23 protein-coding genes, 1 tRNA gene and 1 pseudogene are annotated in these 21895 nt (G+C 72.0%); 14 read left to right on the top strand and 11 right to left on the bottom strand.

What is annotated here, in order from left to right; all coding sequences use genetic code 11:
- Window positions 1–25 precede the first annotated feature (25 nt).
- A complete protein-coding gene (locus ACRRSS_RS10600; RefSeq protein ID WP_015032473.1) occupies window positions 26–214 on the top strand; it encodes a DUF5703 family protein in 189 nt (62 codons plus the stop codon).
- Window positions 215–286: 72 nt separating this feature from the next.
- Here ACRRSS_RS10600 and ACRRSS_RS10595 read toward each other — a convergent pair whose 3' ends face one another.
- The 3 genes from ACRRSS_RS10595 to ACRRSS_RS10585 form a co-directional block, all read right to left on the bottom strand.
- Window positions 287–1102, bottom strand: coding sequence for a chaplin (locus tag ACRRSS_RS10595; RefSeq protein WP_435970961.1), 816 nt, complete (start codon window positions 1100–1102; stop codon window positions 287–289).
- 140 nt (window positions 1103–1242) lie between these two features.
- On the bottom strand, window positions 1243–1476 hold the full coding sequence (gene chpH / locus ACRRSS_RS10590) for a chaplin ChpH (protein WP_030218232.1): 234 nt from the start codon (window positions 1474–1476) through the stop codon (window positions 1243–1245).
- 127 nt (window positions 1477–1603) lie between these two features.
- A complete protein-coding gene (locus ACRRSS_RS10585; RefSeq protein ID WP_435970960.1) occupies window positions 1604–2938 on the bottom strand; it encodes a M20/M25/M40 family metallo-hydrolase in 1335 nt (444 codons plus the stop codon).
- A 218-nt stretch (window positions 2939–3156) separates the two neighbouring features.
- Between ACRRSS_RS10585 and ACRRSS_RS10580 the strand changes: the two genes are divergently transcribed.
- Together ACRRSS_RS10580 and ACRRSS_RS10575 are read left to right on the top strand one after the other, a co-directional pair.
- A tRNA-Leu gene (locus ACRRSS_RS10580) sits at window positions 3157–3244 on the top strand.
- Between the two features lie 71 nt (window positions 3245–3315).
- Window positions 3316–4242, top strand: coding sequence for a pseudouridine synthase (locus ACRRSS_RS10575; protein WP_435970959.1), 927 nt, complete (start codon window positions 3316–3318; stop codon window positions 4240–4242).
- Here the strand turns inward: ACRRSS_RS10575 and ACRRSS_RS10570 are convergent.
- From ACRRSS_RS10570 to ACRRSS_RS10555, 4 genes are all read right to left on the bottom strand, one after another.
- A complete protein-coding gene (locus ACRRSS_RS10570; protein ID WP_435970958.1) occupies window positions 4226–4855 on the bottom strand; it encodes an MBL fold metallo-hydrolase in 630 nt (209 codons plus the stop codon). The genes ACRRSS_RS10575 and ACRRSS_RS10570 overlap by 17 nt on opposite strands.
- Window positions 4855–5940 carry an S-(hydroxymethyl)mycothiol dehydrogenase gene (locus ACRRSS_RS10565; RefSeq protein WP_435970957.1) on the bottom strand — a complete coding sequence of 362 codons (1086 nt, stop codon included), beginning with the start codon at window positions 5938–5940 and terminating at the stop codon, window positions 4855–4857. The genes ACRRSS_RS10570 and ACRRSS_RS10565 overlap by 1 nt, the downstream gene beginning before the upstream one ends.
- 121 nt (window positions 5941–6061) lie before the next feature.
- Complete coding sequence (locus ACRRSS_RS10560) at window positions 6062–7534, bottom strand: amino acid permease (RefSeq protein WP_435970956.1); 1473 nt, start codon at window positions 7532–7534, stop codon at window positions 6062–6064.
- A 167-nt stretch (window positions 7535–7701) separates the two neighbouring features.
- On the bottom strand, window positions 7702–8403 hold the full coding sequence (locus tag ACRRSS_RS10555; RefSeq protein WP_435970955.1) for a FadR/GntR family transcriptional regulator: 702 nt from the start codon (window positions 8401–8403) through the stop codon (window positions 7702–7704).
- Window positions 8404–8550: 147 nt separating this feature from the next.
- On the opposite strand from ACRRSS_RS10555, the gene ACRRSS_RS10550 reads away from it, so the two are divergent.
- From ACRRSS_RS10550 to ACRRSS_RS10540, 3 genes are read left to right on the top strand one after another with little or no spacing between them, the layout of a single operon-like run.
- The gene (locus ACRRSS_RS10550; protein ID WP_435970954.1) at window positions 8551–9078 is read left to right on the top strand and encodes a gluconokinase; all 528 of its coding nucleotides are present in this window, start codon (window positions 8551–8553) and stop codon (window positions 9076–9078) included.
- A 46-nt stretch (window positions 9079–9124) separates the two neighbouring features.
- Window positions 9125–10522: a gluconate:H+ symporter gene (locus ACRRSS_RS10545; protein ID WP_435970953.1), complete on the top strand. Its 1398-nt coding sequence runs from the start codon at window positions 9125–9127 to the stop codon at window positions 10520–10522.
- Window positions 10523–10574: 52 nt separating this feature from the next.
- A complete protein-coding gene (locus ACRRSS_RS10540) occupies window positions 10575–11009 on the top strand; it encodes an ASCH domain-containing protein (RefSeq protein WP_435970952.1) in 435 nt (144 codons plus the stop codon).
- Between the two features lie 163 nt (window positions 11010–11172).
- Here the strand turns inward: ACRRSS_RS10540 and ACRRSS_RS10535 are convergent, their stop codons facing one another.
- Window positions 11173–12828, bottom strand: a complete 1656-nt coding sequence (locus ACRRSS_RS10535; protein ID WP_435970951.1) for an FAD-binding dehydrogenase — start codon at window positions 12826–12828, stop codon at window positions 11173–11175.
- Window positions 12829–12940: 112 nt separating this feature from the next.
- On the opposite strand from ACRRSS_RS10535, the pseudogene ACRRSS_RS10530 reads away from it, so the two are divergent.
- The 4 genes and pseudogenes from ACRRSS_RS10530 to ACRRSS_RS10515 all read left to right on the top strand — a co-directional run.
- Window positions 12941–13084: pseudogene (locus ACRRSS_RS10530) on the top strand (3-alpha-hydroxysteroid dehydrogenase); the annotation flags it as partial.
- 125 nt (window positions 13085–13209) lie between these two features.
- Window positions 13210–13716, top strand: a complete 507-nt coding sequence (locus tag ACRRSS_RS10525) for an NUDIX domain-containing protein (protein WP_435970950.1) — start codon at window positions 13210–13212, stop codon at window positions 13714–13716.
- Window positions 13717–13974: 258 nt separating this feature from the next.
- The gene (locus ACRRSS_RS10520; protein WP_351899969.1) at window positions 13975–14370 is read left to right on the top strand and encodes a YidH family protein; all 396 of its coding nucleotides are present in this window, start codon (window positions 13975–13977) and stop codon (window positions 14368–14370) included.
- Window positions 14367–14771 carry a DUF202 domain-containing protein gene (locus ACRRSS_RS10515; protein ID WP_435970949.1) on the top strand — a complete coding sequence of 135 codons (405 nt, stop codon included), beginning with the start codon at window positions 14367–14369 and terminating at the stop codon, window positions 14769–14771. Before ACRRSS_RS10520 ends, ACRRSS_RS10515 begins: the two co-directional genes overlap by 4 nt.
- Window positions 14772–14889: 118 nt before the next feature.
- Here ACRRSS_RS10515 and ACRRSS_RS10510 read toward each other — a convergent pair whose 3' ends face one another.
- Window positions 14890–15819 (bottom strand): NADP-dependent oxidoreductase, encoded by a 930-nt coding sequence (locus ACRRSS_RS10510; protein WP_435970948.1) that lies wholly within the window; start codon window positions 15817–15819, stop codon window positions 14890–14892.
- Between the two features lie 160 nt (window positions 15820–15979).
- Here ACRRSS_RS10510 and ACRRSS_RS10505 point away from each other — a divergent pair, with 160 nt between their 5' ends.
- Entirely contained in the window at window positions 15980–16276 is a 297-nt protein-coding gene (locus ACRRSS_RS10505; protein WP_351899974.1) for a hypothetical protein, read from the top strand.
- A gap of 91 nt (window positions 16277–16367) precedes the next feature.
- Window positions 16368–17279 carry an MBL fold metallo-hydrolase gene (locus ACRRSS_RS10500; protein ID WP_435970947.1) on the top strand — a complete coding sequence of 304 codons (912 nt, stop codon included), beginning with the start codon at window positions 16368–16370 and terminating at the stop codon, window positions 17277–17279.
- A 204-nt stretch (window positions 17280–17483) separates the two neighbouring features.
- On the opposite strand, the gene ACRRSS_RS10495 is transcribed toward ACRRSS_RS10500, so the two are convergent.
- Window positions 17484–18836, bottom strand: a complete 1353-nt coding sequence (locus ACRRSS_RS10495; RefSeq protein WP_435970946.1) for an enolase C-terminal domain-like protein — start codon at window positions 18834–18836, stop codon at window positions 17484–17486.
- A 132-nt stretch (window positions 18837–18968) separates the two neighbouring features.
- Here ACRRSS_RS10495 and ACRRSS_RS10490 point away from each other — a divergent pair, with 132 nt between their 5' ends.
- Both ACRRSS_RS10490 and ACRRSS_RS10485 read left to right on the top strand, forming a co-directional pair.
- A complete protein-coding gene (locus ACRRSS_RS10490; RefSeq protein WP_435970945.1) occupies window positions 18969–19991 on the top strand; it encodes a phosphotransferase in 1023 nt (340 codons plus the stop codon).
- Window positions 19992–19997: 6 nt separating this feature from the next.
- Window positions 19998–21248 carry an acyl-CoA dehydrogenase family protein gene (locus ACRRSS_RS10485; RefSeq protein WP_435970944.1) on the top strand — a complete coding sequence of 417 codons (1251 nt, stop codon included), beginning with the start codon at window positions 19998–20000 and terminating at the stop codon, window positions 21246–21248.
- A 7-nt stretch (window positions 21249–21255) separates the two neighbouring features.
- On the opposite strand, the gene ACRRSS_RS10480 is transcribed toward ACRRSS_RS10485, so the two are convergent.
- On the bottom strand, window positions 21256–21849 hold the full coding sequence (locus ACRRSS_RS10480) for a TetR/AcrR family transcriptional regulator (protein WP_435970943.1): 594 nt from the start codon (window positions 21847–21849) through the stop codon (window positions 21256–21258).
- Window positions 21850–21895 lie beyond the last annotated feature (46 nt).

The raw sequence follows: 21895 nt of genomic DNA, 5'->3' as shown, positions 1-21895 counted from the left end.
GGCCGGTGCCCGCACAATAGATGCGATGCCGGAATACGAATTTGTCGACGTGTACGTGCCGCGCGGTGTCTCCCGCAAGGAGGCGACGCGGCTGCTGACCGACCATGCCGAGTACGGACACTGGGAGTTGGACCGTCTGAGCCTCCACCGGGACGGGAGCCGCAGGGTGCGGCTGAAGCGGCGGATCATCCGCCAGGTCCGGGCGACCTGGTAGACGACGGCAGGGGCCCCGCGACCGCGGGGCCCCTGTGCGTGGTGGTGCGCGTCACGCGTGACGCGTGGCGGGTCAGGCGGCGTTGCGGGTGCGGCGGTAGATCAGCGAGCCCGCGAGCAGCAGACCGGCACCGGCGGGGACGATCACACCGAGCGGACCGGCGCCGGTCTCGGCGAGCTCCTCGACGGCACGGGGCGGAGTGACGCCGTGCTCACCGGGGGTGTTCGACCCCCCATCGGTCCCAGGGTTTCCGGGCGTACCCGGGTTACCGGGGGTGCCCGGGTTACCGGGGGTGCCCGGGTTACCGGGGGTGCCCGGGTTACCCGGGTTTCCAGGGTTACCCGGATTCCCGGGATTCCCGGGGTTACCGGGGTTACCGGGGTTACCGGGATTCCCAGGGTTGCCCGGATTGCCTGGATTGCCGGGGTTGCCCGGGTTCCCGGGGTGCGTCGGCTCGATGCCGTTGCCGCAGCTGTTGCCCGCGGCGGCGTTGCCCAGGCCGATGGCCGTGACGCTGTTGCCGCACACGTTCACCGGGGCGTCGACCGGCACCTGGACGGTGTTGCCGGAGGCGACGCCGGGAGAGTCGCTCGTGTGCCCACCGGCGGAGGAACCGCCACCGGGCTTGCCGGGCTTACCGGGCTTGGAGGTGTTGGCACACTTGTTGCCCATCGCCGGATTCAGCAGTCCGACGACGTTGACGGTGTTTCCGCAGGCGTTCACCGGTACGTGCACCGGGACCTGGACGGAGTTTCCGGACGCGACGCCCGGGGAATTCGTGGCCGCACCGTGCGCACCGGAATCGGCGTGCGCGTAACCGCCGACGGCGGCGAGAACGCCTCCGGCGGCCGCAACGGTGACCAGACCCTTGCGCGTGACCTGTCGCATAGCTTGTTCCCTGCCTGCTGGGCTTCGAAAGAGTGCCACCGGGCGGAACACCCGGGGCGGAAATGGCCACCGGCCCCGGAGTGCATGGCACGCACTCCGGGGCCGGACCGGCTCACACCCTCACGGGGCGGGGGACAACGTCAGGCGTTGACGCAGGTGTTGCCGAAGGCGGGGTTCAGCAGGCCGATCACGGAGACCGTGTTGCCGCAGAGGTTCACGGGAACGTGAACCGGAACCTGGACGACGTTGCCCGAGAGGACGCCGGGGGAACCGATGGCGGCACCCTGGGCACCCGCGTCGGCAACGGCCATGCCCGCACCCGCGAGAACGAGACCGCCAGTGGCAGCCGCAGCAGCGACGACCTTCTTGATCATTATTCCTCCTAGTTGGAAATGCGGTCCCAGCCGCGGACCGCACACCTGTAACGAGGGGGAATGGTGGGGGCTACGAGCCCAAGAGTTCATTCACTCTTTCCGGTCACATGCAAACGCGCGGACGAATTCAGCAGGCGTCGATGAAGCGGTCCAGGACGCGGGCGCCGAACTTCAGGCCGTCCACCGGCACCCGCTCGTCCACGCCGTGGAACATGCCGGCGAAGTCGAGCTCCGGCGGCAGCTTGAGCGGCGCGAAGCCGAAGCAGCGGATGCCGAGGTCGTCGAAGGACTTGGCGTCGGTGCCGCCGGAGAGCATGTACGGCACGGCACGGGCGATCGGGTCCTCGGCCCGCAGCGCCACCTGCATGGCGTCGACCAGGGCGCCGTCGAAGCTCGTCTCCAGGGCCTTGTCGCCGTGCACGTCCTCGCGCTTCACGTTCGGGCCGAGGATCCGGTCCAGGTCGGCGAGGAACTCCTGCTCGTACCCGGGCAGGAAACGGCCGTCGACGTGCGCGGTGGCCTGGCCGGGGATCACGTTCACCTTGTAACCGGCGCCGAGCATGGTCGGGGCGGCCGAGTTCCGCAGGGTGGCGCCGACCATCTTGGCGATGCCACCCAGCTTGGCGAGGGTGCCGTCCATGTCCTCGGGGTCGAGGGGGGTGCCGAGCGCGTCCGAGAGCTCGTCCAGGAAGGAGCGCACGGTCTTGGTGACCCGCACCGGCCACTGGTGGCGGCCGAGACGGCCCACGGCCTCGCAGAGCTCGGTGATCGCGTTGTCGTCGTTGGTCATCGAGCCGTGACCGGCCGTGCCCTCGACGGTCAGCCGCATCCAGTGCATGCCCTTCTGGGCGGTCTCGACCAGGTAGAGCCGCAGGTTCTCGTTCACGGTGAAGGAGAAGCCGCCGACCTCGCCGATGGCCTCGTCGACCCCGTCGAAGAGGTCCCGGTGCTTGTCGACCAGGTGCCGGGCGCCGTAGGTGCCGCCGGCCTCCTCGTCGGCGAGGAAGGCGAGGACGATGTCGCGCGGGGGCTTGCGGCCGCTGCGCAGCCTGTCCCGTACGACCGCGAGGGTCATCGCGTCCATGTCCTTCATGTCGACGGCGCCCCGGCCCCACACGCAGCCGTCGGCGATCTCCCCGGAGAAGGGGTGGTGGGTCCAGTCCTCGGCGTTGGCCGGGACGACGTCGGTGTGGCCGTGGATGAGGAGGGCCGGCCGAGACGGGTCCTCGCCCTCGATGCGGGCGACGGTGGAGGCCCGCCCCCGGTGCGACTCGATGATCTTCGGTTCGAGGCCGACCTCCGCCAGCTTCTCGGCGATGTACTCGGCCGCCGCCCGCTCGCCGGGGCCGGAGTGGTCGCCGTAGTTGCTGGTGTCGATGCGGATGAGGTCGCGACAGAGATCCACGACCTCGTTCTCGGCGGTCTCGGCGTTGCCGCTTCGGCCGGTGTTCGACTCGCTCACGCTGCTTCCTCCCACTACGTGCCCCACGTGGTTGCTTCGGTGCTCCTCCCATCCTCCCGCGTGTCCCCCTCCCTGCCCAAGGGTGGCCTTCGGCCGACATGCGGCTGTCACATGACGGGGGCCCACCGGGGCCGACCGGGGGTGGTGATCGGCCCTCCAGATGTTTGCTATTGTTTTCCACGTCGGAAGGGCCGAGAGGCCAGGAAGACAGACACCTTGTCCGGGTGGCGGAATGGCAGACGCGCTAGCTTGAGGTGCTAGTGCCCTTTATCGGGCGTGGGGGTTCAAGTCCCCCCTCGGACACCACACGGAGTCCCGGTCGAGATCATCTCGACCGGGACTTTCGGCATGAGTACGCGCTATCACGAGGCGGAGCGGTGAGACGCAGAGCCAAGGCGCCCGCGGCGCCGCTCCCCCAGCGGGACGGGGTCGATCCCGTCCGGGTGCGGCTACCCGAGGATCCGGGCGTCGGCTGGGCGACCGTGCGGGAGCATCTGGTCGATCGGTACGGGGCGGCCGTCGGGGTCGAGCGGGTCGAGGCGATGGTCCGCGAGGGGCGGTTCGTCGGGGTCGACGGGCCGGTCGACGGGGACGAGCCGTACACCGTGGGGCGGTACCTCTGGTTCCACCGGGACTTTCCCGCCGAGACTCCGGTGCCCTTCCCGATCGGCGTCGTGTACCGCGACGAGCGCATCGTGGTCGCGGACAAGCCGCACTTCCTCGCCACGATGCCGCGGGGGCGGCACGTGACCCAGACCGTGCTCGCCCGGCTGCGCCGGGAGCTGGGGCTGCCGCACCTCCAGCCCGCGCACCGGCTCGACCGGCTGACGGCGGGCCTGGTGCTCTGTGTCGTACGGCCGGAGGACCGGGGGGCGTACCAGACGCTGTTCCGGGACCGGCTGGTGCGCAAGGAGTACGAGGCGGTGGCCCCGTACGACCCGGGGGTGGCGCTGCCGGTGACGGTGCGGAGCCGGATCGAGAAGGAGCGCGGGGTGATGGCCGCCCGCGAGGTGCCGGGCGAGCCGAACAGCGAGAGCCGGATCGAGCTCCTCCGGCACGAGGGCGGGCTCGGGTGGTACCGGCTGCTGCCCGTCACCGGGCGGACGCATCAGCTGCGGGTGCACATGAACGGGCTGGGACTGCCGCTCCTGCACGACCCGGTCTATCCGGTGGTCCGCGAGGACGGGCCGGAGGACTTCGGGCGGCCGCTGCAACTGCTGGCGCGGACGCTGGAGTTCACCGACCCGTTCACGGGTGAGGCGAGGGGCTTCGGGAGCCGGGCGCGGCTCAGTGGCCCCGGTTGATCCATTCCTGGAGGTGCGGGGCCTCGTCGCCGATGACGGTGGGGTCGCCGTGGCCGGTGCGGACCACCGTCTGCGGCGGGAGGGTGAGGAGCTTCTCGCGGATCGAGTCGACGATCGTCGGGAAGTCCGAGAAGGAGCGGCCGGTGGCTCCGGGGCCACCCTGGAAGAGGGTGTCCCCCGTGAAGACGGTGCCCAGTTCGGGGGCGTGGAGGCAGACCGCGCCGGGGGCGTGTCCGGGGGTGTGGAGGACCGTGAGGTCCGTGCCGGCGATGGTGAGGACCTGACCGTCGGCGAGGTCGCCGTCGGGGCTGTGGTCGGGGTGGGTCTGCTTCCACAGCGGCTGGTCGGCGGGGTGGAGCAGGATGCGGGCGCCGGTGGCGGCCGCGAGCGCCGGGGCCGCGTCGATGTGGTCGTTGTGGGCGTGGGTGCAGACGATGGCGCGCAGGGCGCGGCCGTCGAGGGCGGCGAGGATGGCCTCGGCGTCGTGGGCGGCGTCGATGACGATCGCCTCGGTGTCGTCGCCGACGATCCAGACGTTGTTGTCGACGTCCCAGGTGCCGCCGTCGAGGCTGAAGGTGCCGGAGGTGACGAGGTGGTCGATGCGGGCGGCCATCACAGCACCACCACCGAGCGGAGGACGTCGCCCTCGTGCATGCGGCCGAAGGCCTTCTCGACGTCGCCGAGGCCGATGGTCTCGGTGACGAAGGCGGCGAGGTCGATGCGGCCCTGCTGGTGCAGGTCGACGAGCATCGGGAAGTCGCGGGAGGGCAGGCAGTCGCCGTACCAGGAGGACTTGAGCGCGCCGCCGCGGCCGAAGACGTCGAGGAGCGGGAGTTCGAGCTTCATCTCGGGGGTGGGGACGCCGACGAGGACGACGGTGCCGGCGAGGTCGCGGGCGTAGAAGGCCTGCTGGTACGTCTCCGGGCGGCCGACGGCCTCGATGACCACGTCGGCGCCGAAGCCGCCGGTGAGCTCGCGGATGGCCTCGACGGGTTCGGTGGAGCGGGAGTTGACGGTGTGGGTGGCGCCCATCGTCCTCGCCGTCTCCAGCTTGCGGTCGTCGATGTCCACGGCGATGATCTTCGCGGCTCCGGCGAGGCGGGAGCCGACGATCGCCGCGTCGCCTACGCCGCCGCAGCCGATGACGGCGACGGTGTCGCCGCGGCCGACGTTCCCGGTGTTGAGGGCGGCGCCGATGCCGGCCATGACGCCGCAGCCGAGGAGGCCCGCGACCTCGGGGGCGACGGCGGGGTCGACCTTGGTGCACTGGCCGGCGGCGACGAGGGTCTTCTCGGCGAAGGCGCCGATGCCGAGGGCCGGGGAGAGCTCCGTGCCGTCGAGCAGGGTCATCCGCTGCTTGGCGTTGTGGGTGTCGAAGCAGTACCAGGGGCGGCCGCGCAGACAGGCGCGGCAGGTGCCGCACACGGCGCGCCAGTTGAGGACGACGAAGTCGCCGGGGGTGACGTCGGTGACGCCCTCGCCGACGGACTCGACGATTCCCGCGGCCTCGTGGCCGAGGAGGAAGGGGAACTCGTCGTTGATCGCGCCCTGCTTGTAGTGGAGATCGGTGTGGCAGACGCCGCACGCCTGGATCTTCACGACGGCCTCACCTGGGCCGGGATCCGGGATCACGATCGTCTCGACCCGTACCGGTTCGTTCCTGCCGGGGGCGATGACCCCCTGTACGTGCTGCGGCATCGCGAACTTCCCTTCCTCCGACCGGATCTTGTAAGGCTCTTGCGTACCACTATCTCCTGACAAAAGGCGAGACCCCGACAGGTCGTGCCTGTCGGGGTCTCGCCGGTTCCCTCGGGGAAGGTCAGTCGCGGGCCGCCGAGGCGGTCGTACGGACCCGTCGGCGGACCAGGAACCAGCCGCCGACGAGCGCGGCCGCGATGAGCGGGAGGCAGTTGACGGTGGTGCGGCTGATGCCTTCGTCCATCCACATCAGGACGAGGACGGAGGCGAGGAAGCCGAGGGTCACGATCTGGGTGTAGGGGGCCCAGGGCAGCCGGTAGCCGGGGCGGGTCAGCTTGCCCTGCCGGGCGTTGCGCCAGAACAGCAGCGAGCAGACCATGATCATGGCCCAGGTGCCGATGATGCCGATGGAGGCGAAGTTGAGGACCAGCTCGAAGGCCTCGCCGGGCATCACGTAGTTGAGGGCGACACCCATGACGCCGAAGCCGGCGGTGAGCAGGATGCCGCCGTAGGGAACGCCGCCCTTGTTCATGACGCCGGTGAACTTCGGCGCGGAGCCGGAGAGCGACATGGAGCGCAGGATGCGGCCGGTGGAGTAGAGGCCCGAGTTGAGGCTGGAGAGCGCGGCCGTGAGGACGACGAGGTTCATCACGCCGGCGGCGCCGGGGATGCCCAGCTTGTCGAAGACGGTGACGAAGGGGCTCTGGTCGCCCGAGTAGGCGGTGTACGGGAGGATCAGCGCGAGCAGGACGACGGAGCCGACGTAGAAGAGGCCGACGCGCCACATGATCGAGTTGATCGCCTTCGGCATGATCTTCTCGGGGTTCTCGGTCTCGCCGGCGGCGACGCCGCACAGCTCGACGGAGGCGTAGGCGAAGACGACGCCCTGGATCAGCAGCAGCATCGGCATCATGCCGTTGGGGAAGATGCCGCCGTTGTCGCTGATGTTGCCGAGGCCGGGGGTGTGACCGCCGACGTCGTGCGAGGTCACGATGAGGAAGATGCCGATCAGCATGAAGGCGACGAGGGCGCCGACCTTGATGATCGCGAACCAGAACTCCATCTCGCCGAAGTACTTCACGGAGATGAGGTTGGCGGCGAGGACGACCGCGAGGGCGATCAGGGCGAGGACCCACTGCGGGACGTCGCTGAACATGGCCCAGAAGTGGGCGTAGGTCGCGGCCGCGGTGATGTCGGCGACGGCGGTGGTGGACCAGTTGAGGAAGTACAGCCAGCCGGCCGTGTAGGCGCCCTTCTCGCCCATGAACTCACGGGCGTAGGAGACGAAGGCGCCGGAGGAGGGGCGGTAGAGCACCAGCTCGCCGAGGGCCCGCACCACGAAGAAGGCGAAGACGCCGCAGACGGCGTAGGCGATGAAGAGGGAGGGGCCCGCCTGGGACATCCGGCCGCCGGCGCCGAGGAAGAGGCCGGTGCCGATGGCGCCGCCGATGGCGATCATGTTGATGTGCCGGGACTTGAGGTCCTTGCGGTATCCGGCGTCGCCGGCGTCGACGTGGGGGGTGGCGGGCGTGGTGCCGCCGGTCGCCGCCGGGACGGCGGGCAGCGGGTCGGCCGCGGTGACGCGGTCACTCATGGAGTTGATCGCCTTCGTGAGGGGGGCTGTGCGGTACCCGGTCGTGCCCGGTGGGGGGTCTTCCCCGGCACGACCAGCGCACATCCTCACGGCAAGGAGCGGTAACTGACTGTGGCGCATGTCACTGAACGCCCATATTTGAGCTAGTTCAGAGCTTGCGTCCGGACCTACGGAGCGAGGACGTCCAGTTCCTGGAGGGCGCCGACGGCGATCTGGCGGGTGAGCTCCTCGGCGCGGGCCGCGTCCCGTTCCCGTACTGCCTCGGCGACCTGGACATGGAGGGTGACGGCGGCCGGGTCGGGGTCCTCGAACATCACGTGGTGGTGGGTGCGGCCGGTGAGGACCTCGGCGACGACGTCGCCGAGGCGGGCGAACATCTCGTTCCCGGAGGCGTTGAGCACGACCCGGTGGAAGGCGATGTCGTGGACGAGGTACTCCTCCAGGCGCCGGCCGCGCGAGGTGGCGACCATGCCGAGGGCCTGTTCGGTGAGCTCCCGGCACTGGTCGGGGGTGGCGTTGACGGCGGCCAGGCCGGCGGCGACGGGCTCGACGGCCGAGCGGAGCACGGTGAGCGAGCGGAGCTGCCGGGGGCGGTCGGCGCCGGCGAGGCGCCAGCGGATGACCTGGGGGTCGTACACGTTCCAGCTCGCGGTGGGGAGCACGGTGACGCCGACGCGGCGGCGGGACTCGACGAGGTGCATGGACTCCAGGACCCGGACGACCTCGCGGACCACGGTCCGGGAGACGTCGAAGCGCTGGGCGAGCTCGTCGGTGCGCAGCACCGTGCCGGGCGGGTACTCCCCCGCGGTGATCGCGAGACCCAGGGTGGCCAGCACGTGCGAATGGAGCCCCTGGGCCGGTGTCGTCATGGTGGCAAGCCTATGCGTGCTCGCGCGGGTGATCACCTCGGGAATTAAAAGTACTACTTTTATGTCACAGCCTCTTGAATACGTCGTACCCAATGGGTTTCATGTCTGCGACGGATCGATGTCGAAGAAGACAGCGAGGCACCACCCATGAGCACCACCCCCCAGCCCGGGACCGGGGCAGTCGTCGTCGTGATGGGCGTCGCCGGGACCGGCAAGACCACGATCGGCCCCCTGGTCGCCGAGGCACTGGCCCTCCCCTACGCGGAGGGCGACGACTTCCACCCGGCGGCGAACGTGGCCAAGATGTCGGCCGGCGTCCCCCTCGACGACAGCGACCGGGAACCCTGGCTCGACGCCATCGGGGCGTGGGCGCACGACCGGGCCGGACTCGGCGGCGTGGTGAGCAGCTCCGCCCTGAAGCGGAGCTACCGGGACCGGCTGCGCGCCGCCGCCCCGGGGGTGGTCTTCCTCCACCTGACCGGTGACCGGGAGCTGATCGAGCGGCGCATGGGCGCCCGCCAGGGCCACTTCATGCCGACGGCGCTCCTCGACTCCCAGTTCGCCACCCTGCAGCCGCTGCAGGAGGACGAGGCCGGCGTCGCCGTCGACGTCTCCGGCACCCCCGAGGAGATCGCCGCCCGGGCCGTCGCCGCCCTGCGCGGCGCCGCCCTCTGACCTCTCGTCCCGTCCCCGTTCCCCCGCTCGTACGAAGGACACCACCGTGCCCAGTCTCAGCGTCGAGATCCTGGCAGCGGACGCCGCCGAACCGATCACCTCGGCAGGCAACGCCCAGCTCGGCATCGCCGTACTCGCCGGCATCGCCGTCATCGTCGTGCTCATCACCAGGTTCAAGCTGCACGCGTTCCTGGCGCTCACCATCGGCTCGCTCGCGCTCGGCGCGTTCGCCGGGGCCCCGCTCGCGGACACCATCAAGTCGTTCACCACCGGCCTCGGCGCCACCGTCGCCGGTGTGGGCGTCCTGATCGCCCTGGGCGCGATCCTCGGCAAACTGCTCGCCGACTCGGGCGGCGCCGACCAGATCGTCGACACGATCCTGGCCAGGGCCAGTGGCCGGGCCATGCCCTGGGCCATGGTGCTCATCGCCTCGGTGATCGGCCTGCCGCTCTTCTTCGAGGTCGGCATCGTGCTGCTGATCCCGGTCGTCCTCATGGTCGCCAAGCGCGGCAACTACTCCCTGATGCGGATCGGCATCCCCGCCCTCGCCGGCCTCTCGGTGATGCACGGGCTCATCCCGCCGCACCCCGGCCCGCTCGTCGCGATCGACGCGGTCGGCGCCAACCTGGGCGTCACCCTCGCCCTCGGTCTCGTCGTGGCCGTCCCGACCGTGATCATCGCCGGTCCGGTCTTCTCCCGGTACGCCGCCCGCTGGGTCGACATCCCGGCCCCCGAGAACATGATCCCGGCCCGGCCCTCCGAGGACCTGGAGAAGCGCCCCGGCTTCGGCGTCACCGTCGCGACCGTCATGCTGCCGGTCGTCCTGATGCTGGTGAAGGCGCTCGTCGACATCGTCGTCGACGACCCCGAGAACGGTGTCCAGAAGGTCACCGACGTCATCGGCTCCCCGCTGATCGCGCTGCTCGCCGCCGTCATAGTGGCGCTCTTCACCCTGGGCCGCGCGGCCGGCTTCACCAAGGAGCGGCTCTCCACCACCGTCGAGAAGTCCCTCGCCCCCATCGCGGGCGTGCTCCTCATCGTCGGCGCGGGCGGCGGCTTCAAGCAGACCCTGATCGACATCGGCGTCGGCCAGATGATCCTGGACCTCTCCGAGAACTGGTCCATCCCGGCCCTGCTGCTCGCCTGGCTGATCGCGGTCGCGATCCGTCTCGCGACGGGCTCGGCGACCGTGGCGACGATCTCGGCGGCGGGGCTCGTGGCCCCGCTCGCGGAGGGCATGTCGACCGGTGAGACGGCGCTCCTCGTCCTGGCGATCGGCGCGGGCTCGCTCTTCTTCAGCCACGTCAACGACGCCGGGTTCTGGCTGGTGAAGGAGTACTTCGGGATGACCGTCGGCCAGACGATCAAGACCTGGTCGGTGATGGAGACGATCATCTCGGTCGTGGGCATCGTGTTCGTGCTGCTGCTGTCGCTGGTGCTGTAGCCCGGCGGAACCGCGGAGGTGAGGGCCGGTCATGGCTGACAGACTGTCGGCCATGACCGGCCCTCACGCGCTCAAGACCTTCCTCCTCGCCTTCCCCGGCCCGCTGCGGGACCGGCTCGTGGCGGCGGTGCTCGCCGGCGAGAAGACCGCCACGACGGGGCTCCTCGTGGAGTACGAGATCGAGAGCGAGGACCTGCCGGAGGTCGGCGAACGCTCGGCCGTCATCGACTCGGACGGCCGCGAGGTGGCGGTCGTGGAGATCACCGAGGTCCGTGTCCTGCCCCTGCGCGACGCGGACCTCCGCCTCGCGCTCGGCGAGGGCGAGGGGTACCGGTCGGTCGCGGAGTGGCGCGCGGGCCACGAGGGCTTCTGGCACAGCGAGGAGATGCGGGAGGCGCTGGGGGACCCGGAGTTCGTGGTGGACGAGGAGACGGTGCTGGTCGTGGAGTGGTTCAAGGTGGTGGAGGTGCTTCAGCTCGACGGCTGAGGGCCCGGGACCGCCCGGAGCCGGTTCCTGAGGAGGCGGTGCACGAGGTCGCGGATCGACGGGTCATGGTGGTCGGCGGAGGAGCGGGATGCCCGGGCTCGCCCCGTCGGCCGGCCGGCGGAGGAGCGGGATGCCCTGGCTCGCCCCGCCGGCCGGCCGTGCGTCAGCTCACCGCCTTCGCCGCCGCCCGGCCCGCCGCCCTTCCCGAGAAGACGCAGCCGCCGAGGAAGGTGCCTTCGAGGGAGCGGTAGCCGTGGACGCCGCCGCCGCCGAAGCCGGCCGCCTCGCCCGCCGCGTACAGGCCCGCGAGGGGCTCGCCGCCCTCCGTGAGGACGCGGGAGTCGAGGTCGGTCTCCAGGCCGCCGAGGGACTTGCGGGTGAGGATGTTGAGGCGGACGGCGATGAGCGGGCCCGCCTTGGGGTCGAGGACGCGGTGCGGGGTCGCCGTACGGATCAGCTTGTCGCCCAGGTAGCGGCGGGCTCCGTGGATCGCCGTGACCTGGAGGTCCTTGGTGAAGGGGTTGGCGATCTCGCGGTCGCGGGCGGTGATCTCGCGGCGGAGCGCGGTCTCGTCGATCAGGTCCTCGCCGGTGATCCGGTTCATGCCGCGGACGAGGGCCGAGAGGTCGTCCTCGACGACGAAGTCGACGCCCTTGTCCATGAACGCCTGGACCGGGCCGGGGACGTCGGCGCGGGCGCGGCCGATGACGCCGCGGATCGACTTGCCGGTGAGGTCGGGGTTCTGCTCGGAGCCCGAGAGGGCGAACTCCTTGCCGATGATCTTCTTGTCGAGGACGAACCAGGTGTGGTCGTGGCCGGTCCGCATGATGTGTTCGAGGGTGCCGAGGGTGTCGAATCCGGGGAAGAGCGGCACGGGCAGCCGCTTGCCGGTCGCGTCCAGCCAGAGGGAGGACGGGCCCGGAAGGATGCGGATGCCGTGCCGGGCCCAGATGGGGTTCCAGTTCTCGATGCCCTCGGTGTAGTGCCACATCCGGTCGCGGTTGATGTGATGGGCTCCGGCCTTCTCGGCGACGCCGAGCATCAGGCCGTCGACGTGGGCGGGCACTCCGGAGAGCATGCGGGCGGGCGGGGTGCCCAGGCGCTCGGGCCACTGGGCGCGGACGAGGTCGTGGTTGCCGCCGATGCCGCCGGAGGTGACGATCACGGCCTGGGCGCGCAGTTCGAAGGTGCCGGCGGGGGTGCGGGTGCTGGCGGTGCCGCGAGCGGCGGCGGAGGGTTCCAGGATCTCGCCGGTGACGGTGTCGACGGCTCCGGCGGTACGGCCGAGGGCGGTGACGCGGTGGCGGAAGCGCAGTTGGACGAGGCCACGGGCGACGCCCTCACGGACCCGCTGCTCGAAGGGGGCGACGAGGCCGGGGCCGGTACCCCAGGTGATGTGGAAGCGGGGGACGGAGTTGCCGTGTCCGTTGGCGTCGTAGCCGCCGCGCTCGGCCCAGCCGACGACGGGGAAGAAGCGGACCCCGCGCGCGTGGAGCCAGGAGCGCTTCTCGCCGGCGGCGAAGTCGACGTACGCCTCGGCCCATTTCCGCGGCCAGTGGTCCTCGGTCCGGTCGAAGCCCGCGGTGCCGTACCAGTCCTGGAGGGCGAGGGCGTGGCTGTCCCTCACCCGCATCCTTCGCTGTTCGGGCGAGTCGACGAGGAAGAGGCCGCCGAAGGACCAGTGGGCCTGGCCGCCGATCGACTGTTCGGGTTCCTGGTCGAGGAGGATCACGGTGCGGCCGGCGTCGACCAGCTCGGCGGTGGCGACGAGGCCGGCGAGGCCGGCCCCGATCACGATCACATCAGCGTCGTAGGGCATGGACCGCATCTTGGATACACGGATGTATCGAGTCAACCGTTTCGCCGTTCCGGCCTTGGGATCGCCCTCCCCCGGGCACCCGCTCCCGTTTTCTCATGCCAGGCGTTGACCGGTGACCGGCAGGACCGTCCTCATCACCGGCGGCGCCCGCGGCCTGGGCGCCGAGGCCGCCCGGCCGGCGGTCGCGGCCGACGCGAACGTCGTGCCCCCCGACGTCCTGGACGAGGAGGGCGGGGCGACCGCCGAAGCTCTCGGCACGGGGGGGGATCCGCCTCGACTCCGTCCACCCCATGGGGCGGTGACGGGCGCACCGGCGCCGGTCGGGGTGGCCGCCCCGCCGAGGGCGGGCGGCGTCCCCGGCGGGTTTGCTTGGATGGCGGCATGAGCGCCGCTGAAGAGATTCTCGATGTCGTCGACGAGCACGACCGGGTGGTCGGCCGGGCCCCACGCGGTGAGGTGTACGCGCGGGGCCTGATCCATCGCTGCGTCTTCGTCAGGGTCCGGGACGCCTCGGGGCGGGTCTTCGTCCACCGCAGGACCCCGACCAAGCTGGTCTTCCCGGGGCTGTACGACATGTTCGTCGGCGGGGTCGTCGGCGCGGGCGAGTCCTACGACGAGGCCGCGCTGCGCGAGGCCGAGGAGGAGCTGGGGGTCTCCGGGCTCCCCCGCCCCGAGCCGGTCCTGCGTTTCCTGTACGACTCCGAGGGCGTGGCCGGGAAGTGGTGGTCGGCCGTGTACGAGGTGCGCTGCGACCTGCCCGTCCACCCGCAGGCGGAGGAGGTCGCCTGGCACTCCTTCCTGACGGAGGAGGAGCTGGACCGGCGACTGGACGACTGGGAGTGGGTGCCGGACGGGCTCGCCGCGCACGAGCGGCTGCGGATGCGCTAGGGGTGCCTTGTCGATCACGCCGCGAGCCCGGCCTGATCGACACGACACCCCTGGCGAGGGCGCGGGCGGGGCCCGGTGGGACTGGCCGGGACCGGGCGGGACCGGGCCGGGACCTGGCCGGGGTGCGCCGGCCGGGGGCCGGGGTGCGCCGGCCGGGGGCCGGGCGGGGTCGGGGAGGCGGGTCGGGGCGGCGGGGCCGGGCGGGGGGCGGGGTGGCAGGGCCGGGCGGGGCGAACATCTGGCCGCTAGGGTGCACGTGTGAGCGATTTCGTGCAGAGTCTGCGGCTGTGGTTCGCACCGCAGCGGATCCGGGACGAGGGAGAGACTCCCGACTACCGTTTCTCCCTCGCCAACGAGCGGACCTTCCTCGCCTGGATCCGGACCGCGCTCGCACTCGTCGGCGGCGGTTTCGCCGTCGACCAGTTCCTGCCGGATCTGCGGTGGGGCGTACGGGTCGGGCTCGCGCTCGCCCTGCTCGCGGCCGGGGTGCTGTGCGCGCTGCGGGCGGTGAACCACTGGGTGCGCTGCGAGCGGGCGATGCGGCGCGGTGAGGACCTGCCGGTCTCCCGGTTCCCCGCGGTGCTCAGCTTCGCGGTGGCCGCGGTGGCGCTCGCGATGGTGGTGGTCGTCGTCTTCGGCTGGGCCGGGCGGTGAGCCCGGCGGGCGGGGGCGGGGATCCCGACCCCGGGACGGAGGGGACCCCCGCCCCCGGTCCCGCCGCCGAGGAGGGCCCGGACCCCGCCGCCTCCGCCGAGGCCCGCGACCCCGGGCTTCAGCCGGAGCGGACGCGGCTCGCGTGGCGGCGTACGACCCTGTCGTGCACGATCGTCGCGGTGCTCGCCGTGAAGCTGGCCGTCCACGACGAGCTCACGCCCGTGGGCCTCACCGGCCTCGCGCTCTCGGCGCTGGTGTGGATCGGTTTCCTGGCCGTCGCCCACCGCCGGATCCGGACCCTGGCAGCGGCCAGGCCCCGGCCCCTCTCGCACCGGGGCGGGCTGCTCGCGGCCGGGTGCACGATCGCGCTCGCCGTCTTCGGCGCGGCGATGATCTGGTGAGCCCTCGTCCGGCGACGTGACGACCGTCCGGGGCGGTGACGGCGTCCGGGGACGGGCGCACGGCGCCGGAGGACCTGACGACCGTCCGGGGGGCCGGCGTCCGGGGACGTGACCACCGTCAGGGGACGGTGACGACCACCTTGCCGTTGAGGCCGCCCGCGGCGTTCGCGCGCTGCGCGTCCGCCGCCCGTTCCAGCGGGAACGTCCTGGCCACCCGTACGGTCAGGACGCCTTCGTCGACCAGGTCGGCGAGGGCCGCGAGGTCCACCGGGTCCGGGCGGACCCAGAAGTAGCGGCCGCCGAGGGCGACGACCTCCCCGTCGGCGATCGAGGCGAGCCGGCCGCCCGGGGCGAGGAGGCCGGCGGAGATCCGCAGGAACGGTCCTCCGATGGTGTCGAGGACGGCGTCCACGCCCTGCGGGGCGAGGGCGCGGACCCGGTCGGCGAAGGTCGTCTCGTCGTAGCGGACCGGCTCGGCGCCGAGCTCGGCGACCCGTTCGAGACCCGCGTCCCGGGCCGCGCCGATGACCCGGCAGCCGAGGTGGCGGGCGATCTGCACCGCCATCGAGCCGACCCCGCCGGCCGCCGCGTGCACCAGCACGGTGTCACCCGGGCCGACGGTGAGGGCCTGGTGGAGCACCTGGTAGGCGGTGAGACCGACGAGCGGCAGCGCGGCGGACTCCTCGAAGCCGAGCGTGCGCGGCTTGCGGGCGAGGGTACGGACGGGGGCGGCGACGTACTCCGCGAAGGTGCCCCGCGAGAGGAAGTCCTCGCGGACGTAGCCCATGACCTCGTCGCCCTCGGCGAACTCGGTGACGGAGACGCCGGGCCGGACCACGACGCCGGAGACGTCCCAGCCGGGGACGACGGGGAAGACCGCGTCCATCATTCCGTCGAGGTACCCGGCCTGGCACTTCCAGTCGACCGGGTTGACGGCCGCCGCCCGCACCCTGACCAAAACCGCGTCGGGTCCGATCTTGGGGTCGGGCAGCTCGCCGTACTCCAGGACCTCGGGGCCGCCGTACCGGCTGTAGCTGATCGCCTTCATACCCCCGACCCTCGGCGCGGGCCGGGGCGTCCGCAACTCGGGGTCGGGGAGACGGGCGCGATGGAAGGACACGGGAGGGACAGAACGTCCGAAGCGGGACGAGAGGGGCGTACCGGACTAGCCTGGAACGGTCCGTCCGCCCCCTCACAGAGGCCATGTGATGACCGTTCTCCACCACGAGCACCCCGCGCACACCCACGCCCACGGCCCCGACTGCGGCCACGAGGCGGTGCCCCACGGGGACCACGTCGACTACGCGCACGACGGGCATCTGCACCGCGAGCACTCCGGCCACTGGGACGAGTGCGAGCAGGCCGGTCACGTCTCCCACGAGGCCCACGAGCACGCGCACGGGCCCGACTGCGGCCACCTCACGGTGGCCCACGGGGACCACGTCGACTACGTGCACGACGGACACCGGCACGCGGCGCACGACGGGCACTGGGACGACCACTGATCCGGTCCCGGATCCGCTCCGACTTCCCCCGGGTCAGGGCCGACTGGCACTCTTCCCCTGTCCAGTCGGGCTCTCATCCGGGGGAATCCCTTTGTCTGCCACCGATCCCTATGTGGTCGCGCTCGCACCGAACGTCCACGCCTTCGTCCAGCCCGACGGAGGCTGGTGCCTGAACAACGCCGGTTTCCTCGGCGACGCCCGCGAGTCGCTGCTCGTCGACACCGCGGCGACCGAGCGCCGGGCGCGACGGCTGCGGGAGGCGCTCCTCGGCGAGGGCCTCCCGCTCCCGGGGACCATCGTCTCGACCCACCACCACGGCGACCACACCTACGGCAACGGGGTGTTCCTGCCGGAGGCCCGGATCGTCGGGCACGAGAACTGCCGGAGCGAGCAGCTCGCGGCCGGGCACCAGCTCCATCTCCTGTGGCCGCAGACCGACTTCGGGAAGGTCGACATCCTGCCGCCGTCCGTCACGTACCGCGAGCGGCTGACGCTGTACGTCGGCGGCATCGAGGTACGGGTGATCCACCCTGGGCCCGCGCACACCACGGGCGACTCGATCGTGCACCTGCCCGAGCAGGGTGTCGTCTTCACCGGCGACCTGGTCTTCCACGGCGGGACCCCCTTCCTGCCGATGGGTTCGCTCGCCGGTTCCCTGCGCGCGCTCGACCTGCTGCGCTCCCTCGACGCGCCGACGGTGGTGCCGGGACACGGCCGGGTGACCGACCCGTCGGCGTACGACGCGACGGAGCGGTATCTGCTGTGGGTGCGGGAGCTGGCCACCGAGGGGTACGCGCGGGGGGCGACGCCGCTGGAGACGGCGCGGCGGGCGGAGCTCGGGGAGTTCGCCGCGTGGCGGGAGAGCGAGCGCCTGGTGGCGAACCTGCACCGGGCGTACGCCGAGCTGGAGGGCCTGGCCGAGGGGTCGCCGCTCGACCCGGTGGCGGTCTTCGGCGACATGGCGGCGATGAACGGCGGGGTGCCGGTGGCCTGCCACGCCTGAGCCACGCGCGCGTGCGGCTCGGCGGCGTGGCTCGGCGCGTGGGCACGCCTCCGTGCGGGCGTGCGCCTCCGTGCGGGCGTGCGCCTCCGTGCGGGCGTGCGCCTCCGTGCGGGCGTGCGCCTCCGGCCGACCGCGCCCGTCGGCGCCGCCCTGTGCCCCGGCGCGGATGTGCGCCTCAGCACGGGCGGTCGCCGGGCTCAAAGGTCACCAGCGGGGGACCTCCGGCGTCCGCCACTCCGGGTCGACGACGCGCATCGCCGCCGCGTCGTCGCGGTCCCGCAGGGTGCCGTCGTCGTCGAGCCAGCGGCGGTGCAGGGCGGCGAGGACGGCCCGGTCGAGCTCGACGCCCAGGCCGGGCGCGTCGGAGACCGTGAGCCGGCCGTCCCGGAAGACGGGGCGGGTGGTGACGACGTCCTCCGTCTGCCACGGGTAGTGGGTGTCGCAGGCGTGGTGGAGCTCGGGCAGGGTGGCGGCGACCTGGGTCATGGCGGCGAGGCTGATGCCCAGGTGGGTGTTGGAGTGCATGGAGAGCCCGACGCCGTACGTCCGGCAGAGGGCTGCCAGTTCGCGGGTGCGTCCGAGACCGCCCCAGTAGTGGTGGTCGCAGAGGACGATCCGTACCGCTCCCTTCGCGAAGGCCTCCGGGACCTCCTCGAACGTGGTCACGCACATGTTGGTCGCGAGCGGCACGTCGGTGCCGGCGGCGATCTCGGCCATGGCGTCGGTGCCGCTCGCCGGGTCCTCCAGGTACTCCAGCACGTCCTTCAGTTCGCGCGCGACGGCGAGGGAGGTCCGCACGGACCAGGCGCCGTTGGGGTCGAGACGGAGCGGGCGGCCGGGAAACGCCTCGGCGAGCGCGCGGATCGCGGCGATCTCCCGTTCGGGCGCGAACACCCCGCCCTTGAGCTTGAAGGACCGGAAGCCGTACTCCCGGTCGAAGCGGCGGGCCTGGGCGACGATGCCGGCGGGGTCGAGGGCCGCGCCCCAGTCGTCCGCCGGCGGGCGCGAGGCGTCCGCGCCGGGGTGGGCGGCCCAGCGGTGGAAGAGGTAGGCGCTGTACTCGACGGTGTCACGGACCTTGCCGCCGAGCAGGGCGTGGACGGGCAGGCCGAGGGTCCTGCCCAGGGCGTCGAGACAGGCGGTCTCGAAGGCGGAGACGACGGAGAGGCGCAGCTTGTCGGCGGTCCGGACACCGCGCAGGCCTCCGGCGTCGACGCCGGAGGTCTTGCCCGGTCCGGTCTCCGCGCCGTCGCCCGCGGCGCCGCCCGCGCCTGCGGTCGCGTCTGCGGTCGCGTCTGCGCTCTCCGCGAGCGCGAAGAGACTGTTCACATCCGTGACCGATCGGCCCCGGAGCGCTTCCGCCAGCGGGCGCGCGAGGTCCAGGTACACGCCGTCGCCGTACGTCTCCCCGAGGCCGCTCACTCCTCCCCTGGTGACCACCTCGACCACGAGTCGGGGTGTGTACGGCTGATGGACCCCCTGGACGTTGAGGAGAGGCGGGTCGGAGATGAGGATCGGGGTCAGCCGGACTTCCTCGACGATCAGCTTCGCATCCATATGTGAACTCTATTCAGAGACCAGACCGGAGACCAGAGCATCCGCAGCGCTTTCCCGGCACCCCTCTGGACGACATACCGACTGGTCGGTCATCATGAACGCCGACCGAAGCCGATCCGGAGGTACGCACGTATGAGTTCCGCCCCGCCGCCAGGTCTCGACCCCGAGCAGCTGCGCCGCTTCCTCGACCGCGAGCGGCCAGGGCTGGTGTCCGGCCCCCTCGAAGCCCGGCTGATCGAAGGCGGCCGGTCGAACCTGACGTACGTCGTGACCGACGGCACCGGCCGCTGGGTGGTCCGCAGGCCGCCGCTCGGCCACGTCCTCGCCACCGCCCACGACATGCGGCGCGAGCACCGCGTCATCAGCGCCCTGCACACCACGGACGTGCCCGTCCCGGAGACCCTGCTGCTCTGCGAGGACGACTCCGTGCTCGGGGCGCCCTTCTACGTCATGGAGTTCGTCGACGGCACGCCGTACCGCTCGGCGGACGAACTCACCCCGCTCGGCCCCGAGCGCACCCGCGCCGCCGTCCTCGGCCTGGTCGACACCCTCGTCGACCTGCACGCCGTGGACCCCGACTCCGTCGGGCTCGGCGACTTCGGGCGCCCCGAGGGCTTCCTCGACCGGCAGTTGCGCCGCTGGGGCAAGCAGCTCGACGCCTCGCGCGGCCGCGACCTGGCGGGGATCGACGAGCTGCACGCCGCCCTCGGCCGCGCGCTGCCCGTCTCGCCGCCGCCCACCGTGATCCACGGCGACTACCGGCTCGACAACGTCCTCATCGACGGGCACGACCGCATCCGGGCCGTCCTCGACTGGGAGATGTCCACCCTCGGCGACCCGCTCACCGACCTCGGCCTGCTCGTCATGTACAGCACGCCGCTCCACCTGCCGGACTCCCCCATCTCCACGACCGCCACGGCCCCCGGGCACCCGAGCGCCGCCGAACTGGTCGAGCGCTACGCCGCCCGCTCGGGCCGCGACACCTCCGCCCTCGCCTGGTACACGGCCTTCGCCTGGTTCAAGCTCGCCGTGATCCTGGAGGGCATCCACTACCGCTACACCCTCGGCCAGACCGTCGGCGCCGGCTTCGACCGCATCGGCGAACTCGTCCCCGTCTTCATCGAGCACGGCCTCACCACCCTCCAGGAAGGCTGATCCGCCATGGACTTCGCGTACGACGCCCGCACCGAGGAACTGCGGGCGAGACTCCTCGCCTTCATGGACGAGCACGTGTACCCGGCCGAGGCCACCGCCGAGGAACAGCGGGCCCTGCTCCCCTCACCGTGGGACACCCCGCGGATCGTCGAGGAGCTCAAGGCCGAGGCCAAGCGGCAGGGCCTGTGGAACCTCTTCCTGCCCGACGCCGAGTACGGTGCCGGGCTGACCAACCTCCAGTACGCGCCGCTCGCCGAGATCACCGGCCGCAGCCCCCACCTGGCCCCCACCGCCCTCAACTGCGCCGCCCCGGACACCGGGAACATGGAGCTGCTCGCCCAGTTCGGCGACGAGGCGCAGAAGAAGCAGTGGCTGGAGCCGCTGCTCGCCGGCGAGATCCGCTCGGCCTTCGCGATGACCGAGCCCGAGGTCGCCTCCTCGGACGCGACGAACATCGAGACCCGGATCCGGCGGGACGATGGGGGCACCTCCCGCTCGAGCGGAGCCGAGAGTGGGGGAGCGTATATCGTCACCGGCCGCAAGTGGTACATCTCCGGGGCGATGAACCCCGACTGCAAGGTCTTCATCGTGATGGGCAAGACCGACCCCGACGGCGCGGACCTCCGCCGCCAGCAGTCGATGATCCTCGTGCCGCGCGACACCCCCGGCGTGGAGGTCCGCCGGGCGATGCGGGTGTACGGCTACGAGGACCACTCCCACGGCGGTCACGCCGAGGTCGTGTTCCACGACGTCCGCGTCCCCGCCTCGAACCTCGTCGGCGAGGAGGGCGGCGGCTTCGCCATCGCCCAGGCCCGGCTCGGCCCCGGCCGCATCCACCACTGCATGCGGCTCATCGGCATGGCCGAGCGGGCCGTGGAGCTGATGTGCCGACGCGCGGTCTCCCGTACCGCCTTCGGCAAGACGCTCGCCCAGCAGGGCGTCGTCCAGAACTGGATCGCGGACGCCCGCGTGACGATCGAGCAGCTCCGGCTCCTCGTCCTCAAGACGGCCTGGCTCATGGACACCGTCGGCAACCGCGGCGCCCACACCGAGATCCAGGCCATCAAGATCGCGACCCCGCGCGCGGTGGTCGACATCATCGACCGGGCCGTGCAGGCGCACGGGGCGGGCGGGGTCTCGCAGGACTTCCCGCTGGCCGAGCTGTGGGCGGCGGCGCGGACGCTGAAGCTCGCGGACGGGCCGGACGAGGTGCACCAGCGGTCGCTGGCCCACCGGGAGCTGAAGAAGTACCTGTAGCCGCGGCTCAGGGACGGAGCGCGCGCAGCAGCAGGTCGGCGAGCTGGTCGGCGACCTGCTGCGGCGTCAGCGGGCCGTCCGGGCGGTACCAGGTGGACAGGTGGTGGACGGAGCCGAAGTGGTAGTCCACCACCAGGTCCGCCGGGGTCGCGGACGAGAAGACCCCGGCCTGCTGGCCTTCCTCGACCAGGGCCCGGAACCGCTCGTGGTAGCGGCGCCGCTCGGCCCTGACCTGCTTGTTCTTCTCCGGGCTCAGGTGGTGCATGGAGCGGAAGAAGATGGCGGCGTCGTCGAGGTTCTCGATGGTGGTGACGACCACGTCGGCGGCGGCGGCGCGCAGCCGGACCTCGATGGGCTCGTCGGCGTCCGCGTAGGCGTCGAGACGCTCCTGCTGGAGGCGCAGGACGCGGGCGTAGACCTCCTGGAGGAGGTCCTCCTTGGAGCCGAAGTAGTGGTAGAGGGCACCCTTGGTGACACCGGCGGCCTCGACGATCTCCTGCACGGAGGTGCGGTCGTACCCCTGCTCCGCGAAGAGCCGGGTGGCGGCGGCGAGGAGCCTCTGGGGGACGGGTGTGCCGCTCCCGTCCGTCGTCCTGGCCATGCTCCGCCGCCTTCCTTGGTGATCGTTTTCGGTCAGGGGAACGTGT

Source organism: Streptomyces sp. Qhu_M48 (genome assembly GCF_051305195.1).
Classification (GTDB): Bacteria; Actinomycetota; Actinomycetes; order Streptomycetales; family Streptomycetaceae; genus Streptomyces.
Note: the sequence above shows the minus strand (reverse complement) of the source record. Positions and strands in the feature narration are given on the sequence as shown.